At 51.3% G+C, this 19,833-nt stretch carries 15 protein-coding genes; 14 read left to right on the plus strand and 1 reads right to left on the minus strand.

All coding sequences use genetic code 11. The annotated features are described in order from the left end of the window. Window positions 1-670 precede the first annotated feature (670 nt). Together ileS and ACQKPA_RS18895 are read left to right on the plus strand one after the other, a co-directional pair. Window positions 671-3,760, plus strand: coding sequence for an isoleucine--tRNA ligase (ileS, locus tag ACQKPA_RS18890; RefSeq protein WP_427494079.1), 3,090 nt, complete (start codon window positions 671-673; stop codon window positions 3,758-3,760). Between the two features lie 236 nt (window positions 3,761-3,996). Then, window positions 3,997-4,344 (plus strand): DUF5665 domain-containing protein, encoded by a 348-nt coding sequence (locus tag ACQKPA_RS18895; RefSeq protein WP_071223000.1) that lies wholly within the window; start codon window positions 3,997-3,999, stop codon window positions 4,342-4,344. A gap of 73 nt (window positions 4,345-4,417) precedes the next feature. Here the strand turns inward: ACQKPA_RS18895 and ACQKPA_RS18900 are convergent, their stop codons facing one another. Continuing rightward, entirely contained in the window at window positions 4,418-5,164 is a 747-nt protein-coding gene (locus ACQKPA_RS18900) for a TraR/DksA C4-type zinc finger protein (RefSeq protein ID WP_427494080.1), read from the minus strand. A gap of 209 nt (window positions 5,165-5,373) precedes the next feature. On the opposite strand from ACQKPA_RS18900, the gene lspA reads away from it, so the two are divergent. The 12 genes from lspA (at window position 5,374) to pyrE (ending at window position 19,688) form a co-directional block, all read left to right on the plus strand. Continuing rightward, window positions 5,374-5,874 carry a signal peptidase II gene (gene lspA / locus ACQKPA_RS18905; RefSeq protein WP_427494081.1) on the plus strand — a complete coding sequence of 167 codons (501 nt, stop codon included), beginning with the start codon at window positions 5,374-5,376 and terminating at the stop codon, window positions 5,872-5,874. 14 nt (window positions 5,875-5,888) lie between these two features. Beyond that, window positions 5,889-6,845, plus strand: coding sequence for an RluA family pseudouridine synthase (locus ACQKPA_RS18910; RefSeq protein ID WP_427494357.1), 957 nt, complete (start codon window positions 5,889-5,891; stop codon window positions 6,843-6,845). A 154-nt stretch (window positions 6,846-6,999) separates the two neighbouring features. Further along, window positions 7,000-7,155, plus strand: a complete 156-nt coding sequence (locus tag ACQKPA_RS18915; protein ID WP_427494082.1) for an RAxF-45 family protein — start codon at window positions 7,000-7,002, stop codon at window positions 7,153-7,155. 143 nt (window positions 7,156-7,298) lie between these two features. Continuing rightward, window positions 7,299-9,263: a ribosomal protection-like ABC-F family protein gene (gene abc-f, locus ACQKPA_RS18920; RefSeq protein ID WP_427494083.1), complete on the plus strand. Its 1,965-nt coding sequence runs from the start codon at window positions 7,299-7,301 to the stop codon at window positions 9,261-9,263. Window positions 9,264-9,415: 152 nt separating this feature from the next. Then, window positions 9,416-10,669 (plus strand): LL-diaminopimelate aminotransferase, encoded by a 1,254-nt coding sequence (locus ACQKPA_RS18925; RefSeq protein ID WP_427494084.1) that lies wholly within the window; start codon window positions 9,416-9,418, stop codon window positions 10,667-10,669. Window positions 10,670-10,985: 316 nt separating this feature from the next. After that, the gene (gene pyrR / locus ACQKPA_RS18930; RefSeq protein WP_427494085.1) at window positions 10,986-11,546 is read left to right on the plus strand and encodes a bifunctional pyr operon transcriptional regulator/uracil phosphoribosyltransferase PyrR; all 561 of its coding nucleotides are present in this window, start codon (window positions 10,986-10,988) and stop codon (window positions 11,544-11,546) included. After that, window positions 11,546-12,457 (plus strand): aspartate carbamoyltransferase catalytic subunit, encoded by a 912-nt coding sequence (locus ACQKPA_RS18935; RefSeq protein ID WP_427494358.1) that lies wholly within the window; start codon window positions 11,546-11,548, stop codon window positions 12,455-12,457. The genes pyrR and ACQKPA_RS18935 overlap by 1 nt, the downstream gene beginning before the upstream one ends. 126 nt (window positions 12,458-12,583) lie before the next feature. Next, window positions 12,584-13,885, plus strand: coding sequence for a dihydroorotase (locus ACQKPA_RS18940; RefSeq protein ID WP_427494087.1), 1,302 nt, complete (start codon window positions 12,584-12,586; stop codon window positions 13,883-13,885). A gap of 60 nt (window positions 13,886-13,945) precedes the next feature. Next, entirely contained in the window at window positions 13,946-15,082 is a 1,137-nt protein-coding gene (carA, locus tag ACQKPA_RS18945) for a glutamine-hydrolyzing carbamoyl-phosphate synthase small subunit (RefSeq protein WP_427494088.1), read from the plus strand. A 1-nt stretch (window position 15,083) separates the two neighbouring features. Continuing rightward, window positions 15,084-18,293, plus strand: a complete 3,210-nt coding sequence (gene carB / locus ACQKPA_RS18950) for a carbamoyl-phosphate synthase large subunit (RefSeq protein WP_427494090.1) — start codon at window positions 15,084-15,086, stop codon at window positions 18,291-18,293. 19 nt (window positions 18,294-18,312) lie between these two features. After that, window positions 18,313-19,050: an orotidine-5'-phosphate decarboxylase gene (gene pyrF / locus ACQKPA_RS18955; protein ID WP_427494091.1), complete on the plus strand. Its 738-nt coding sequence runs from the start codon at window positions 18,313-18,315 to the stop codon at window positions 19,048-19,050. Next, entirely contained in the window at window positions 19,047-19,688 is a 642-nt protein-coding gene (pyrE, locus tag ACQKPA_RS18960; protein ID WP_427494093.1) for an orotate phosphoribosyltransferase, read from the plus strand. The genes pyrF and pyrE overlap by 4 nt, the downstream gene beginning before the upstream one ends. The last annotated feature ends 145 nt before the right edge of the window (window positions 19,689-19,833 follow it).

Here is a 19,833-nt window from a genome sequence, read left to right on the forward strand (position 1 = left end):
TCGTTGATGGGAATAGTACGCGAAGGATCTGTCCCTCAGAGAGCCGGCAGTTGCTGAAAGCCCGGCGTTCAGTCCAAGCAGAAGATCATCCCGGAGAAGTGAAGCTGAAGCGTTTAACCGCGTGCGTAAGCTGAACCGTCAGCCGAACGTTATATCGGACCTTGCCTATTACGAACAGGCATGGACATTGAGGTGTCGCTTGGGCAGACTTCCATATTTGAAGTCGGCCGTGCGAAATTAGGGTGGTATCGCGAGAACAGGTTCTCGTCCCTTGGGGGATGAGGCCTTTTTTTATTTTCACAGAACATTTACGAAAAAGGGTGAGTTCAAAAAGGTCGGTTTTCAGCACCGAAGCTTATGCTTCCGATGTGCGTTTTTTCAAACGCTTCAGTTGGATGAAGCTAGGGAGTGAGGAGCGGAGCGTACGTAGTTTGTACGTGAGCACCGGAAGGCCCGGCTGAATTCAAGATTCGATGCCGAGTTGCTTCTTGATTCACTTCGTGTTAGATATAGAATTTATTAGTTATCAGCGGAGGCTGATGAAATTCTATATCGCAAGAAAACCTACCTATCATCGCGGTCGCTCATCCTTGAAGTGGCATCGATTAGGTTTTCTTATCAAAATCGGACTTTTTGAACAACCTCGAAAAAGGGTGAAAGGAAGATCTGTATGAACAGAGTAGACGTCAAGGAGAAGGCGCGGGCAAGAGAACTGCGCATCTTGAACAAATGGAACGAGGAGAATACGTTCAAGAAATCAATCGAGCTGCGGGCCGGCAAGCCGAATTATGTATTCTACGAAGGTCCGCCGACCGCTAACGGTGCGCCACACATCGGTCACGTGCTTGGCCGTGTCATTAAGGATTTTGTGGGTCGTTATCAGACGATGAAGGGCTACCATGTCGTTCGGAAAGCGGGCTGGGATACGCACGGGCTTCCGGTTGAGCTTGGTGTAGAGAAGCAGCTTGGCATCTCCGGCAAGCAGGAGATCGAGAATTATGGCGTTGAAGCTTTTATCAAAAAATGCAAAGCCAGCGTATTTGAATATGAGCACAAGTGGCGCGAGTTGACCGAGGCGATTGCTTATTGGACCGATCTGGATCATCCGTACATCACGCTCGAGAACAACTACATCGAGAGTGTATGGAACATTTTGGCGACGATTCATGATAAAGGCCTTCTCTACCGCGGTCATCGCGTGAGTCCATACTGTCCTTGCTGTCAGACCACGCTCAGCTCCCACGAGGTGGCACAGGGTTATGAGGATGTTAAGGACCTGAGTGCAACAGCGAAGTTTAAGCTGCATGACAGCGGTGAGTATGTGCTGGCATGGACGACTACGCCTTGGACGCTTCCATCCCACGTGGCGCTGGCCGTTAATCCGGATATGGATTACGCACGCGTCGAGCAGGAGGACGGCATCTATATCGTAGCTAAAAATCTGGTAGAGGATGTCATGAAAGGCGACTTTACCGTTCTATCGACGCTGAAAGGTGCCGAGCTGGTCGGAAAGACTTACGACCCTCCGTTCCCGTTTGTAAAAGCGGAAAAATCGAACATCGTTGTCGGCGCATCCTTTGTTACCGATGCAAGCGGTACGGGGATTGTGCATATGGCTCCTGCGCACGGTGAAGACGACTATCGCGTATGCCGCGAGAATGGCATCAGCTTCGTGAGTGTCGTGAACGGTCAAGGCCGTTATACCGATGAAGTGACGGATTTTGCCGGACGGTTCGTGAAGGATTGCGATCTGGACATCGTGAAGGCATTGTCTGAAAAAGGACTTCTGTACAGCAAGGAGAAATACGAGCACAGCTATCCATTCTGCTGGCGCTGTAAATCTCCGCTGCTCTATTATGCGATGGAGAGCTGGTTTATCGAAACAACAGCGGTTAAGGATCAGCTGATCGCGAACAACAATGAGGTAACCTGGTATCCGGGCCATGTGCGCGAAGGCCGCTTCGGCAAGTTCCTTGAAGATCTGGTCGATTGGAATATCAGCCGGAACCGTTATTGGGGAACACCGCTTAACGTATGGGTCTGCGATTCTTGTGAAGGGCAATTCTCGCCGCACAGCATTGCGGAGCTTCGCGCCAACGCAGTAGGTGAGGTTGCGGAGGATCTGGAGCTGCATAAGCCTTATGTGGATGAAGTGAAAGTGAAATGCCCTCACTGTGAAGGCGGCGTGATGGAACGGACCTCGGAAGTCATCGACGTATGGTTTGACAGCGGATCGATGCCGTATGCGCAATACCATTATCCATTCGAGGACAAGGAGAAATTCGAACAGCAGTATCCTGCCGATATGATCTGCGAAGGGATCGACCAGACGCGCGGATGGTTCTACAGCTTGCTTGCCGTATCGACTCTCTTCACGGGTAAAGCGCCTTATAAAGCGGTTATGGCCACAGGTCATATTCTTGATGAAAACGGACAGAAAATGTCCAAATCCAAGGGCAACGTCATCGATCCTTGGGAAATCATCGAGGAGTACGGCACGGATGCGTTCCGTTGGGCGCTGCTCGCTGACAGTGCGCCATGGAACAGCAAACGCTTCTCGAAAGGAATCGTCGGCGAAGCCAAATCCAAGGTTGTGGACACGCTGGTGAACACCCATGCGTTCCTGACATTGTATGCCGGCATCGACGGCTATGATCCGAAGGAGCATGACTTCAAGGGATCGGACCACAAGCTGGACCGCTGGATTCTGTCCCGACTGAACAGCTTGATTCAAGTAGTTGACAAGGGATTGGCCGTCAATGATTTCCTTAACGCGGCCAAAGCAATCGAAGCTTACGTGGATGAGCTGAGCAACTGGTATATCCGCCGTTCGCGCGACCGTTTCTGGGGCAGCGGACTCGGAGAAGATAAGCTGGCCGCTTACGGCACACTTACACATGTGCTGCTGACCCTCTCCAAACTGATGGCACCATTCACGCCGATGTTGTCCGAAGATATCTTCGTCAACTTGGGCGGCGGTGAGAGCGTGCATCTGGCCGACTTCCCGCAAGCCGACGAGGCATTGATCGACAAGGCGCTTGAGCAGGACATGGAGACGGCCAGACAGATCGTGGAGCTTGCGCGTAACGTCCGCAACGAAACCGGGATCAAAACGCGTCAGCCGTTGTCCGAGCTCATTGTGTCCATGGATCGTGAGTTTGATCTCTCCGGGTATGAAGATATCATCAAGGATGAGATCAACGTCAAAGTGATTGAGGTGGAGACCAGCGACAGTGGTTTCGTTGATTTCACGCTGAAAATGAACCTGAAGGTTGCAGGCAAGAAATACGGTAAAAATATCGGCTTCCTGCAAGGATTCCTGAAAGGCATGAGCAGTGACGAGACCCGCAAGGTGGTCCAAACGGGCGGCGTGAACGTGACATCGCCGGAAGGTGAAGAATTACAGATCACGTCCGAAGAGCTGCTGGTGGAGAAGAAGGCGAAGGAAGGCTTCGCATCCGCTTCAGGTTATGGTTTAACCGTTGCGCTTAATACGGATATCACGCCGGAGCTCGAGCAAGAAGGCTGGGTTCGCGAAGTGGTGCGTGCCGTACAGGATACGCGGAAGAAGCTGGACCTGCCGATCGAGAAGCGGGTAAACCTGACCCTCGATACGGATGAAGAGCTTAAAGTTGCGATCACCGCATTTGAAGATGTGCTGCGCGAGAATGTCCTTGTGAACGATTTGCAATTCGGGCAAAGCGAAGACATGGAGCGGGTTGAGCTTGGCGGCAAAACCATCGGCATCCACATCGCCTAAAGTCATAAATTGTAATAAAACACTGCTCTTATCTACAAGGGCAGTGTTTTTTTGTATTCTAAAAAATATCGAAATTTTTAAGGGCGTTCTCACGAAGGAATGGAATGGTTCCAATAGATGCATAATAATCAGCGAATTGAAATGTAATGTTAAGCAGATTACGAGCATACAGGGTAATGTAGCTGCTCTGGGTCTATTGTTTGACGTCGATTAGTTTAGGCAAAGGGGCGGTAGATATGGCGGAGAAGCCGGATGCTGGGGTGCCAACTGAACAAAAAAAATCACTTGAGGAAGAGCGGGATCAATTGAGCGCCATACACCGCATGACCACGGACATAGCACAGCAGCTCGAGAAGGCTCGGATCGCGGAGTATACCCAGCTGCTGAACCGCCCATGGAAGTTGATTTGGACCAATTTGCTGGCTGGGTCGGCCCGCGGCGTGGGAATCGCGATTGGCTTTACCTTTTTTGCGGCGACCATTATTTATGTCCTTCAGGCGCTTGGTGCGTTGAATTTGCCTATTATCGGCGACTACATTGCAGATATTGTCCGGATCGTTCAGCGTCAGCTTGAACTGACGTGAGTTTATCTATATGAATATGTAATGCCCGGCAGCCGCTGCATTTCATAATATGCTGCCGGTCGTAAACGCTTATTTAGCTGAAGGATTCATCATCATTATCAGGATCGCCATGGGGATCAAGCAGGTAACTTCCTTCGCCCCGGTTTAGGTAATCGACATATTGCGGGCTTCGTACGATAAACACTTCGGAGCCATCGATATTGGTTGCAACGAAATTTTCATACACTTCAACAAATCCGCCTTGATCATCGCCATTCTCGATATCCATCTCGTTATAGCTGTCAATTTCGTTGCCTTCCGCCAGCGCAGGGGAGTTGGAGTTCCCCCAGCTTTCAACGATCTGCCAAGCATCCTCGCCGTCAAACGCAGCATATTCGTGCTCATCCATACTGGATTTTCCAAAAGCGGGAGCAAGGACTTCCTCCTCAACCGGACGATCGCGGGAGACTCGTTCACGAGGCGTGTCGTTTACACAATATTGCGTATCCGGGAGAACCTCCAACCGCTCGTATGGAATCGGCTGGCCGCAGGTAAGACACACGCCGTAACGGCCATGATGAATCGCTTCAAGTGAAAAAATAACCCGCTGCAGCTCCTGATCCACCCTATCCTGAAGGGCAAGATCTTTTTCGCGTTCAAACATCTCACTTGCCAAGTCCCCGGGATGGTTATCAATATGGGACAGCTCGCCGGTCATATCTCGCTCTGATTCCCCCAGCCCATGCTGGTCGTTATATACCATGCGCCGTTCAAGCTCAACCTTTCGATCCATCAGCTTTTGTTGTAAATTATTGAGTTGCTCCTGAGTTAGATGCGACATGTCAGGCTCCTTTCATGGTCCGAAGTTGACCTTCTGGTTCATGTGTATAGAGTGCACCCATTGAGACGGTTTTACTGACGGAAAATGTTCTCGCCACTGGACAGGAATGGACGATTTCTGAGCCGCTGTGCTACAATAAGACGAGTTACTGACCGATCAGCGAGATGATCGCCTGATTGGAGAAGACAAGAACGGAGTGACATAAACAAGTGGTGTATTATTTGATTGCATTTGTTTTATTTCTTATCGACCAGGGAACCAAGTTCTTGATTGCCAAGAACCTGGAGCTTTATGAACAGATTCCTGTGATTGGAGACTTCTTCCTGATTACGTCCAGCCGAAACCGGGGAGCCGCGTTTGGCATACTTCAGGACCAATTATGGTTCTTCATTATTGTGACGCTAATCGTTGTGGGCGGGATTATCTGGTACCTGCGGAAGGTATCGAAGGAAGGACGAAAGCTGCTGCCTACCGCTCTTGCGCTTGTGCTTGGCGGGGCACTCGGAAACTTCATCGATCGCTTGTTGATGGGGGAGGTTGTCGATTTCCTGCAATTTAATTTTGGCAGCTACACATTCCCGATTTTTAATATTGCCGATTCTTGTATCGTCATCGGTGTGGGATTGATCATATTGGACACGCTTCTGGAAGGAAGACGCGAGAAGATAAAGACAACAAGTGAAGTTTCTGGCACAGAAGGGAATGAATAATGTTGCAAGAAGGCATGGATACAGGTTCGGAATGGACAGATGAAACGGGGCACGAATCGGACGCTTTCGAATGGACGGTGGATGCCGAATCTGCCAAAACCCGTATAGATAAATACATAACGGAGAACCTCGGTGAGGATGTCTCGCGCTCACAGGTGCAGTTATGGATTACGGATGGACATGTTATCGTGAATGAAGGTCCGGTTAAGTCCAATTACAAGGTGAGTCAGGGTGACCGCATCCTGCTGAAAATTCCAGAGCCATTGGCAGTAGAGATTATTCCGGAGGATATCCCGCTTGAGATCGCGTATGAAGATGCGGATGTCATTGTTGTGAATAAGCCTCGAGGGATGGTGGTCCATCCGGCTCCGGGACATTCGTCAGGGACGCTTGTGAATGCGTTGATGTTTCACTGCAAAGACTTATCGGGAATTAATGGGGAGCTCCGTCCTGGCATCGTCCATCGGATTGACAAGGATACGACCGGTCTGATCATGGCAGCGAAGAATGATAAAGCTCATGCTTCTCTTGCCGCTCAGCTGAAGGATCATAGCGTGAACCGCCGTTACTTGGCCTTGGTCCACGGCAACATCAGTCATGATCAAGGCACCATTGACGCTCCTATCGGCCGTGACGTTCAGGATCGTAAACTGTATACCGTCACAGACCGGAACAGCAAACATGCGGTGACTCATTTTACCGTAGTGGAACGGTTCGGGGATTACAGTCTTCTCGAGCTGAAGCTGGAGACGGGACGTACGCATCAAATCCGCGTGCATATGAAGTATATCGGCCATCCGCTCGTAGGTGATCCTGTATACGGCAAGAGCAAGGGAATTAAATTAAACGGTCAGGCGCTTCACGCCGCTATTTTGGGTTTTGTCCATCCTTCGACCGGGGAGTATATGGAGTTTTCGGCACCGATGCCGGATGATATGGAAGAACTGTTGACGATTTTAAGGGGCCGCTAGCGGTCCCTTTTTGCATTTACATGTTTTGGGGTCCCCGCAAAGCATTTGGAATAAGCATCGAAGCATAGGCTCCATTTTGTGGGGGTATTTCTCTTGCCATCCAAACCATGGATATGTTATAGTGACGATAACTTTGATGAAGGAGGTGAGCAGGATGAATATCGAGATGGTTAACAACCGTATAAGCCAGCTGCCTATAGCTATGGCTGGCATTGTTCATGCATTTCTCTACAACGGGAGAGGTCTGTCCAATTTTAATGATACGGTTTGTACCATCGCGAGAAGTCACCTGCCTGCCTACACGGAGTAAGCTATTTAAGGCTTACTATTCTTAAGGGTCTGCGGAGCTCGCTCTGTAGGCCCTTTTTGCGTTTGCAGTCCGGGTCTTCTCCTTAATTTATACGTTCTTCGAACAAGTTGAAATTGTTCGCAGCATACAGGAGGAAACCTAGAATGAATATGATCAATGTACAGAAACTGACGCAATACCACGGTGCTCATCTGGTACTGGACCAGATATCGTTTGAAATACAGGAAGGCGAGAAGGTCGCGCTTATCGGTAGGAACGGCAGCGGAAAGTCGACGCTGATGCGCCTGCTTGCGGGTCTGGATCAGCCTAACGAAGGGCTGCTGGCCATCAAGAAGGGGGCGAAAATCGGATATTTGGAGCAGATTCCGAGCCATATGGATACCTGGACGGTGCAGGATGTACTGGCACAGGGGTTGCGTCATTTGAAGGTTTACCGAGCGGAGATGACGGAACTTGAGGATAAAATGAGTGACCCGGACATCGCCGGAAATACAGAGCTGCTCGATCGAGTGCTGCGGAAATACTCAGCGCTTCAGGAACGGTTTGAAACAGAGGGAGGCTATGAGCTGGAAGCGACCATCGATAAAATCGCTACCGGGCTGCAAATACCCAAGAGTGAGTACGGAATGACTTTTGGTTCGTTGTCGGGTGGAGAACAGACACGTGTCGTGCTCGCATCGCAGCTGATTGTACAACCGGATTTGCTCCTGCTCGATGAACCAACCAACCATCTGGATTTAGCGCGCACGGAATGGTTGGAGGAATTCTTACGCGAATATCCGGGAACTTGCGTCATGATCTCTCACGACCGATATTTTCTGGACCGGGTTGTGTCCAAAACGATAGAGATTGAAGATGGAGAGGTTTTCACTGCTTATGGCGGCTATACCGCGTTCATGAAAGATAAGGAAGAGCGATTGCTGCAGCAGTTTGCCGAATATCAAGAGCAGCAGAAAGTAATTAAGAAAATGAAGGAATCCATCAAGCAGCTGGAGGAATTCGGCCGGATCGGCGGCAACGAGAAGTTTTTCAAACGCGCGGCTTCCATGAGGCGGGCGCTGGAGCGGATGGAGCGGGTCAAGCGACCCGTACTGGAACGAAGACAGGCTGATTTTGAACTGAACCCTCAGGATCGTTCAGGCCGCCGCGTGGCATACTTTGAACAAGTTGAGGTTTCCTATGGGAATCAGGCGGTGCTGAGGGGGGCATCCGGTCTAATCGAATTCGGCGAGAAAATTGCGCTGATGGGCTCGAACGGCAGCGGGAAAACAACGCTTTTTAAAGTGCTGTTGGGTGAGCTGAAACCCGATTCCGGTTCGCTTGAATGGGGGGCGCGGGTCGGTGTCGGTTACTTGGCTCAGCAGGAGGAACCGGACAATCCGAAGGCGACGGTGCTCGAATATTTCCGGGAGAAGGCCGGAGTTGAGGAAGGAGAAGCTCGAGGGATATTGGCAAGGTATCTGTTCTATGGCGCGGCCGTATTCAGATCGGTGGGGCAGCTGTCCGGAGGGGAGTGGACACGATTGAGACTCGCGCTGCTCATCCATCAGAAGCCGAACCTGCTGCTTCTGGATGAACCCACGAACCATCTGGATATTGCTTCCCGTGAAGCGTTGGAGGATGCACTGCAGGGATATGCGGGGACCGTTCTTGCCATTTCCCATGACCGTTATTTCGTGAATCAAGTGTCTCGCAAAGTGTGGGATTTGAATCAAGGGAAGCTGACTGTCTATCATGGAAATTATGATGATTTCCGGGATAAGAAAGAACGGCTTGAAGCTGAATTTCAGGCAAGGGATCTATCAGCGGGGAGAGAGGGTATCCCCAAACAGAAGGCGGGGCAGCAGCCCCAAGCGAAGGATAGCCCTGCTCTGCTTGCCAAACGCGTAAACCCGGATCACTCTTCCGCCGAAAGGGCCAAATGGTTGGAGGAAGAGATTGCTCGTCTAGAGACCCGCATCTGCCAGCTTGACGGCTGTCTTGAGAGAGAAGGCAACGATGAACACGAGGATACGGATCTGTCGCTGCTCGAGCAGCGCTGGAACGAGCGAGAGCTGTTATCCGCGAGTCGTGACGAACTTCTTGCGGAATGGCTGGAGCTAACTTAAGTGTGTTTTTAAATAGGAACACCATAGGATCTACCAGCTCCGCCCAGCCGAAAAAGTACAAATCATTTGATATATAATGCATGGCTCCCGTTGTGATTTTCCTGCATATTTAGGATGAGTATGAAAGCTAGAGTAGGAGATGAATACAAATCATGAGTATGGATAAATATCAGGAGTCGTACATTCAACAGAACTTTGCCAACCGGATCGGGGGCGCTAATTATGGCAAAGATACAGCCATTTATAAATTCGAGAAGATCAAAAGAGCGAAGGCAGCGGCGAAGCAGGAGCATCCTGGCACGGAGCTGATTGATATGGGTGTTGGCGAGCCGGATGAGATGGCGGATGCTGGCATCGTGGCGAAGCTGGCAGAAGAAGCGGCGAAGCGGGAAAACCGGGGCTATGCGGATAACGGCATTCCGGAGTTCAAGGAAGCAGCCGTTCGCTACTTGAAGAATGTATTTGGTGTAGAAGGCATTGATGCCGCTACAGAAGTTCTGCACTCCATCGGTTCCAAGCCGGCACTGGCGATGCTGCCGTCCTGCTTCATCAATCCTGGGGACATCACCATCATGACGGTTCCCGGATATCCTGTACTCGGTACACATACCAAGTACTTGGGCGGTGAAGTTTACAATGTGGAACTGAAAAAAGAGAACGGATTTCTGCCGGATCTCAGCTCGATCCCTGAGGACATTGCCCGCCGTGCCAAACTGCTCTACTTGAACTATCCGAACAACCCGACGGGTGCCAGCGCAACGGTCGAGTTTTTCACCGAGGTTGTCGAGTGGGCCCGCAAGTATGGTGTTGTTGTTGTCCATGACGCTCCTTATGCAGCGCTGACTTACGACGGCTTGAAGCCGCTCAGCTTTCTCTCCGTCCCCGGCGCGAAGGATGTTGGCGTGGAGCTTCATTCTCTGTCCAAATCTTACAACATGACGGGATGGCGCATTGGTTTCATCGCCGGTAACCCGCTAGTAGTTAAAGCGTTTGGCGATGTGAAGGACAACAACGATTCGGGACAATTCATCGCCATTCAAAAGGCTGCCGCATACGGTCTGGACAATCCGCAAATTACGGAGAAGATTGCTGAGAAGTATTCCCGCCGCCACAATATGCTGGTTGACGTGTTAAACGGACTTGGTTTTACGGCCGAGAAGCCGAAGGGCTCCTTCTTCCTCTATGTTGAAGCTCCAAAAGGCGTTAAAGGCGGGCGTCGTTTTGAATCCGGCGAAGATTTCTCCCAGTATCTGATTCGCGAAAAATTGATCTCCACCGTACCTTGGGATGATGCGGGACATTTCGTACGCTTCTCCGTTACCTTCATTGCTGACGGTGAGGAAGAAGAGAAACGCGTCATTTCCGAAATTCGCAGAAGACTTAGCGATGTTGAATTTGAATTTTAGTGACATGTGATAACTCCGCTTGGTACGCGACAATATTCGACTTGAATGCTGTTGACATCTCCTGTAGGGTCTGTCATAATGAATTCAATCGAATAGCACCTTTAAATCAGTCCCGTGAGGCTGGCAAGGTAACGTGAACCGAGGTTCATTAACAGAAGGCATAGCTCTGTCTGCGGATAGCTGCTGCGCTTTCCACACTATCTCTATGAGATCAACTCCTTGTCCAGCCGGGCAAGGAGTTTTTTTGTGTGTAATGAACTCACGGATCGTCTGAACTACAAAGGGCTAATCAAACGTTTAGAAGGAGGACTTAAGGATGAGCAACGAACAGCATGTGATTATGGACGAGACGGCCATCCGCCGCGCCCTAACGAGAATTGCCCATGAAATATTGGAAAAGAATAAAGGGATTGAGGACTGCGTCCTGGTCGGCATTCGCACACGCGGCGTGTTCCTGGCACAGAGAATCGCTGAGCGAATGAATGAGATTGAAGGCACGCCGATTCCATGGGGAGAGATCGATGTGACTTCCTACCGCGATGACCGAGACAGCAAAGAAGCCGCCGCAGAACGGGGAGGAGGAGCGAAGCTCAGCCTGGAACATCTGAACATTCATGACAAGAAGGTTATTTTGTTTGATGACGTGTTGTACACCGGACGGACGATTCGGGCTGCGATGGACGCCCTGATGGACTGCGGACGGCCTAGAATGATACAGCTGGCGGTTCTGGCAGACCGTGGGCATCGCGAACTGCCGATCCGGCCGGATTATATCGGCAAGAACGTTCCTACCTCCAAACATGAGGAAATTACGGTTGCATTAACCGAAATCGACGGCAAGGATGAAGTGACCATTAGCCAAAGAGAGGAACGATAATCATGACAACAGCCATTTCATTGAAAGAACGTAGCCTCTTAGGTTTGAAGGATATTAGCAGAGATGAGATTGGATCGATCCTGAGTCGGGCGTCATATTGGGAAGCACAGTCCGAGAAAGTGGTCCCGGTACTTAAATCGAAATTTGCGGTTAATATGTTCTTCGAGAACAGCACCAGAACGAGATTTTCGTTTGAAATGGCTGAGAAAAGACTCGGCGCCGAGGTGATGAACTTTGCAGCGGCAGCCTCCAGTGTCGAGAAGGGCGAGTCCATCTACGATACCGTGAGGACACTGGAATCCATGGGGATCGATGCGGGCGTCATCCGGCTGAAACCCTCCGGAGTGCTGCAGGAGCTGGCCGAGCGGATCTCGATCCCGCTGGTCAATGCGGGGGACGGCAACAACGAACATCCTACCCAGGCGCTCCTGGATCTGTACACAATGAAGAAATGCTTCGGAGAGCTTAAAGGATTGACGGTATCCATAATCGGGGACATCAAGCATAGTCGGGTTGCACGATCAGACCTGTGGGCACTGCAGAAGTTCGGAGCTCATGTGCAATTCTGCGCACCGGAATCGATGCAGGCACCAGAGCTAGCCCGGTATGCAACCTATGTCTCGATGGAGAAGGCACTGAAGGCAGATGTGGTGATGATGCTGAGGGTTCAGCTCGAACGCCATAACGAAGGTGTATTCAAATCCAGCGTGGAATACCGGCAGCAGTATGGTTTGACGGAAGAACGGGCGGCCAAGCTGCCCGGGCATACGGTGATTATGCACCCGGCACCGGTGAACCGGAACGTTGAAATCGACGATGCGGTCGTGGAAAGTCCCAAATCGATGATATTCAAGCAGATGGCAAACGGTGTGCCGATTCGCATGGCGGTTATGGAACGGGCAATGAGCTGATTCGAAATGCGAAATACGGTGTACAGGATGAATGAATATTAATATTAATATTTATACACAAATTTGAATTTTTATTATACAATATACAAAGAAGCGAACGGTGCTTCTACTGCGGAGGGGACCAAGATGCAAATGCAAGTGATAAAGAATGCCAAAGTGATCAATGAACAAGGACAGCTCGAAGATAAACATATCGTCATTGCAGACGGATTGATTCAGTCGGTTACAAGTGATCTCGCAGCTTTGCCGGAACTTGGCGATAACGTTCAGATCATCGATGCCGAGGGCAAACTGGTCACACCGGGATTCATCGATATGCATGTGCACTTGAGAGAGCCGGGTTATGAGCACAAGGAAACGATCGAGAGCGGCAGCCGCTCGGCAGTTAAAGGCGGATTTACAACCATCGCCTGCATGCCGAACACAAGACCGGTGACCGATTCGCCGGAAACCGTGAAGCTTGTGCTGGATAAGGCTAGCGAAGCGGGGCTGGCCAAGGTGCTGCCTTACGCAGCCATTACGAAAAACGAGCTGGGCCGCGAACTGACGGATTTTGAGGCCTTGAAGGCAGCAGGTGCGATCGGGTTTACGGATGACGGCGTTGGTGTACAGAACGCACAGATGATGAAAGATGCCATGAACCAAGCAAAAGCGCTGGGCATGCCGGTCATTGCACATTGTGAGGATGACTCGCTGGTAAAAGGGGCTTGCGTGACTGAAGGCAAGTTCGCTCAGAAGCACGGCCTGAAAGGAATACCCAACGAGTCGGAAGCAATCCATGTCGGACGGGACATACTGCTGACAGAAGCCACCGGCGTACATTACCATGTATGCCATGTGAGCACAGAGCAGTCCGTGCGCTTGATCCGCCAGGCAAAAGCGATTGGCATCTCGGTAACGGCCGAGGTATGTCCGCACCATCTGGTTCTCTCTGACGAGGATATTCCCGGCCTGGATGCCAACTGGAAAATGAACCCGCCGTTGCGCACCCCGCGTGATGTGGAGGCTTGTATAGAAGGTCTACTGGATGGAACGCTCGATATGATCGTAACGGATCATGCGCCGCACAGCGCGGAAGAGAAGGCGAAAGGCATGGAGCTTGCACCATTCGGTATCGTGGGATTCGAAACAGCATTTCCGCTGCTCTATACCAAGTTTGTTGTAACAGGAAAATGGGATCTAGGCTTGCTGGTGAAGCGAATGACAAGCGATCCGGCAAGAGTATTCGGTCTTGAATCTGGCGTGCTGGAAGCCGGTAGAGCCGCGGACCTGACGATGATTGATCTCGAAGCCGAGAAAGAAGTAAACCCGGAAGAGTTCGCCACGAAAGGCCGCAACACGCCGTTTACTGGCTGGAAGCTGAAAGGCTGGCCGGTGATGACTTGGGTGGATGGCGAAGTGAAATGGTCAGAAAAGAGCGGGTTCTAAGTAACACTTAGGCAATTGACTAATAAAATAAATTACACATAGATGACAGGAGTGATCGGGATGCAGGCAAGATTGTTACTGGAGGACGGAACGCTGTTCAGCGGAAAATCCTTCGGCGCGGATGCTGAAATGACCGGAGAGGTTGTTTTCAATACAGGGATTACAGGATATCAAGAGGTGCTGAGCGACCCGTCTTACTGTGGACAGATCGTGACCATGACGTACCCTTTGATCGGGAACTACGGCATCACGCGTGATGACTTTGAATCCATTCGACCATTTGTCCACGGATTCGTTGTTCGTCGTCATGAGCCTGTTCCTAGCAACTGGCGTGCAGAGTACAGTGTTGACAGCTTATTAAAGGAATACGGTATTCCAGGGATCAGCGAGATTGATACGCGGATGCTCACCCGGATTATTCGTCACTACGGTACGATGAAAGGGATTCTGACCACTTCAAACAAACCTGTGGAAGAGCTCAAGGAAATGCTCGGCGATACAACGATCGCTGAACTCCGCAACCAGGTGGCAAAAACCTCTACACCGCAAATGTTTACAAGTCCCGGCTCCAAGGAGCGGATCGTTCTGGTTGACTTCGGTGCAAAAAGCGGAATCCTGCGCGAACTGACTTCCCGCGGCTGCGATGTGATGGTCGTTCCGCATGACACGACAGCTGATGAAATCCGCAGACTTCACCCGGACGGCATTCAGTTGTCCAACGGCCCTGGGGACCCAAAAGACGTTCCGTACGCGGTCGACATGGTTAAAGAACTGCTAGGCGAATATCCGATCTTCGGCATCTGCCTTGGCCACCAATTGTTTGCACTGGCTGCGGGCGCCGATACCGAGAAGCTGAAATTCGGCCACCGCGGCGGGAACCATCCGGTAAAAGAGCTTGCCAGCGGACGCTGCTACATCACTTCCCAAAATCATGGATATACCGTAAACGAAGAATCCGTCAAAGGGACGGATCTGGAAGTTACGCATATCAACAATAACGATAAAACGATCGAAGGCTTGAAGCACTCGAAATTCCCGGCCTTCTCCGTGCAATATCATCCTGAAGCTGCGCCTGGCCCGCACGACAGCAGCTATCTGTTCGATCAATTCCTTGAGATGATAAGAGACCATAAACAGAATGAAATCCGGAAACCGCGCCAGGCGGTTCTGGCCGCAGCCGTGAAAGGAGCTCATTAATATGCCTAAAAATGATACATTGAAAAAAATCCTCGTCATCGGCTCCGGTCCGATTGTCATCGGGCAAGCAGCGGAATTCGACTACGCTGGAACACAGGCTTGCCAAGCATTGAAAGAAGAAGGTATCGAGGTTGTGCTGATCAACAGCAACCCGGCGACCATCATGACCGACACCAACATGGCGGATAAAGTATATATCGAGCCGATTACGCTCGACTTTGTTACACAGATCATCCGTCAAGAGCGTCCGGACGGATTGCTCCCGACGCTTGGAGGGCAAACGGGCCTGAACATGGCAGTTGAGCTTGCACGCGCCGGTATTCTGGAGCAGGAGAATGTGAAGCTGCTCGGAACGCAGCTGGAGTCCATCGAGAAAGCCGAAGACCGCGATCTGTTCCGTGATCTGATGCGCGAACTCGATCAGCCCGTACCGGAAAGCACGATTGTAACGACTCTGGAAGAGGCGCTTGATTTCGCGAATGAGATTGGTTATCCAGTGATCGTGCGTCCGGCATACACGCTCGGAGGCACCGGCGGCGGTATTTGCGCAACCGAAGAGGAACTGCGCGAAACGGTCAGCTCCGGACTTCGCTACAGCCCGATCACGCAGTGTTTGATCGAGAAGAGCATCGCGGGAATGAAAGAAGTCGAGTATGAGGTTATGCGCGACGCGAACGATAACTGCATCGTCGTATGTAACATGGAGAACTTTGATCCGGTCGGCGTTCATACCGGCGACAGCATCGTCGTGGCGCCAAGTCAAACGCTGTCCGATCGCGAGTATCAAATGCTGAGATCGGCATCGCTGAAAATCATTCGCGCCCTGAACATCGAGGGCGGATGTAATGTGCAATTCGCGCTGGATCCAAACAGCTATCAATATTATGTCATCGAGGTAAACCCTCGGGTCAGCCGTTCTTCTGCCCTTGCTTCCAAGGCAACGGGCTACCCGATCGCGAAGATGGCAGCAAAAATCGCGATGGGTTACACCCTGGACGAGATCGTCAACCCGGTTACGGGACAGACCTATGCTTGCTTTGAGCCTACGCTGGACTATATCGTCAGCAAAATTCCACGCTGGCCATTCGACAAGTTCATCCATGCAAACCGCAAGCTGGGAACTCAGATGAAGGCAACCGGCGAAGTGATGGCGATTGGCCGGACATTCGAAGAATCAATCCATAAAGCGGTACGTTCTCTGGAGATCGGTGTGCACCGTCTTTACTTGAAAGGCGCGAATGAACTGAGCGATGAAGTGCTCCAGCAGCGTCTGATCAAAGCCGACGATGAGCGGATATTCCTGATCGCGGAAGCATTCCGCCGGGGGTATGGACTTCAGCAGATTCAGGACCTGACGAAGATCGACTGGTGGTTCCTGGACAAAATCGAACGCCTGATCAAGTATGAAGATCATATTCGCACCGAGGCGGCACTGACTTACGAAACGCTGTACGAAGCGAAGCGACTCGGCTTTACAGATCGCGCGATAGCCGAGCTGCGCACGGAAGGCAATGCCAGCACGCACACAACCGAGGAGTCGATCGGATTCCTGCGTCGCGAGCATGGATTGCGCCCGGTTTACAAAATGGTCGATACTTGCGCAGCAGAGTTTGAAGCAACGACTCCGTATTACTACTCCACGTATGAAACGGAGAATGAAGTGATCGAATCGGCCAAGGAGAAGGTCATCGTACTGGGCTCCGGACCGATCCGGATCGGTCAAGGGATCGAGTTCGACTACTCCACGGTGCACGCTGTATGGGCGATCCAGAAGGCGGGATACGAAGCGGTTATCATCAACAACAACCCGGAGACCGTATCCACTGACTTTAATACGTCGGACCGACTCTACTTCGAACCGCTCTTCCTCGAAGATGTCATGAACGTCATCGAACAGGAGAAGCCGATCGGTGTCATCGTGCAGTTTGGCGGACAGACGGCAATTAACCTCGCTGAGCCGCTTAGCAAAGCGGGCGTGAAGATTCTGGGTACCAGCTTGGAAAGCATTGACGAAGCCGAGGACCGTAAAAAATTCGAAGCGCTTCTGTCCAGACTGGAGATTGCTCAACCGAAAGGAAAAACGGTAACCTCGGTTGATGATGCTGTAGAAACCGCGCAATCGCTGGGATATCCTGTACTGGTAAGACCATCGTATGTACTCGGTGGACGCGCCATGGAGATTGTTTACTCCGACAGCGAGCTGCTGAGTTACATGACAGAGGCGGTTAAGATCAACCCGGATCATCCGGTTCTGATCGACCGTTACATGATGGGTAAAGAAGTGGAAGTAGACGCGATCTGCGATGGCGATACGGTGCTGATTCCAGGCATTATGGAACATGTGGAGCGCGCAGGCGTTCACTCCGGTGACTCGATTGCAGTATATCCTCCTCAGTATTTGTCCCAGGATCTGAAGGACAAGATTGCGGAAATTACGATCAAGATTGCCAAAGAGCTGAATACACGCGGACTTGTTAACATCCAGTTCGTTATCTATAAAAATGAAGTGTACGTAATCGAAGTGAATCCGCGTTCTTCCCGGACGGTTCCGTTCCTGAGCAAGGTTACAGGCATCCCGATGGCCAACCTGGCAACACAGGCGATCTTGGGCGGCAAGCTGAAGGAGCTTGGATACGAGGAAGGCATGTGGCCGGAAAGCGAACATGTATCGGTTAAAGTACCCGTGTTCTCCTTTGCTAAACTACGCCGCGTTGAGCCTACCCTTGGACCGGAAATGAAGTCTACCGGTGAGGTTATGGGCCGAGACGTGAAGTATGCTAAAGCGCTGTACAAAGGTCTGATCGGTGCAGGCATGAAAATCCCTTCAACAGGAGCGATCATCGCTACCATCGCAGATAAAGACAAAGCCGAAGCTGCAGCACTGCTAAAAGGCTTCCATAAGCTTGGCTATAAAATCATCGCAACTGGCGGAACGGCAGCAGCATTGAAGGAAGCGGGTCTTGATGTGACCACCATTCATAAGCTGTCCGAGGGAACGCCGAACATTCTGGATATGATCCGCACAGGTGAAGCGAACTTCGTCTTTAACACATTGACCAAAGGTAAAACGCCGCAGCGTGACGGATTCCGAATTCGCCGTGAAGCGGTTGAAAACGGTGTGGTATGTATGACCTCGCTCGATACGGTTCGTGAGCTTCTGACGATGCTGGAGACCATCAACTTCTCCTCTGAAGCAATGCCGGTTGTTTAATCGAGAAGGAGGGGTATAGATGAGCGCCAGCTACAATGAAATGGCGGGCCGCCTGATGGTGGCCCTGGATTACCCGGATGCGAAGCGCGCAAAAGCATTGGTGCAGCAGCTGGAGGGCATCCCGTGTTATTTGAAGGTCGGCATGCAGCTGTTCTACGCGGCCGGTCCTGATTTTGTCAAAGAATTGAAAGCAAAAGGCTATTCCGTGTTCCTGGATGTGAAGATGCATGATATTCCGAACACGGTAAAGGGCGGAGCAGACAGTGTATCGCGGCTGGGTGTGGACATGTTTAATGTCCATGCCGGCGGCGGCGCTCTCATGATGCAGGCGGCAAAAGCCGGGGCGGAGGCCGCAGTGGCGGACACCCCGGGTCTTGTCATGCCTACCATCATTGCGGTAACCCAATTGACCAGTACCAGTCAGGATATGATGAATAACGAAATCGGTATCCCGGGTTCGGTAGAAGATGCGGTCGTACGATATGCGAAGCTGGCTCAGCAAGCGGGGCTTCATGGCGTTGTCGCTTCATCGCTTGAAGTGGGGGCCATAACATCCGCATGTGGACAAGCGTTTAAGACCGTTATACCGGGTATTCGTCCGGCCGGTGCGGATATCGGAGACCAGGCTCGGGTTCTTACACCAGGGGAAGCCATCCGCAAGGGCAGTCATTATCTGGTTGTTGGTCGCCCAATTACGGAATCCCCGAGCCCGAGACAAGCAGCAGAACAGATTATTGAGGAGATGATTCAAGCATGAGTACACTCGCGAATATTCCACATCAGATCGCATCTTATTTGCTGAAGATTGAGGCCGTTTCCCTTAGGCCCCATCAGCCGTTTACATGGACGTCGGGAATGAAGTCCCCGATTTACTGTGATAACCGCCTGACGATGTCTTATCCCGAGATTCGCGACTACATTGCTGAATCGTTCGCAGCCGTCATCCGGGAGCAATATCCGGAAGCCGAGGCCATTGCGGGAACGGCCACAGCCGGGATTCCGCATGCGGCCTTTGTATCCCAGAAGATGAACCTGCCGATGTCTTATATTCGGGACAAAGCAAAGGGTCATGGCAAAGAAAACCTAATCGAAGGTTTGATCAAGCCCGGTCAAAAGGTGGTTGTGATCGAGGATCTGATCTCCACGGGCGGCAGCTCGCTAAAAGCGGCGCAAGCGGTCAAGGATGCAGGGGCGGAGCCGCTCGCGGTATTGGCTATTTTCAGCTATCAGCTGGATAAAGCAGTGCAAGCCTTCGCCGAAGCTGGGATTCCGCTGCAGAGCTTGTCCAACTACGGAGCGCTGATTGAAGTTGCGCTTTCCGAGAATCGGATTCAGGAACAGGATGTGGAGCTTCTTCAATCCTGGAGATCGAATCCTGCTTCCTTTGGCGTGTAAACAACTTATACAAGCTAGGATTATTCGGCTGTCGCCTTTGTGAGTTATCGCAGAGCGGCAGCTTTTTATATTCTGTGGCCAAAGATAATCCGCGGAGGGTGCCGGGTTGACAGCGGATGGCTGGATCGTTACATTAGGACTGTAC

Source organism: Paenibacillus sp. NPDC093718 (genome assembly GCF_050279985.1).
Lineage (GTDB): Bacteria > Bacillota > Bacilli > Paenibacillales > Paenibacillaceae > Paenibacillus_AQ.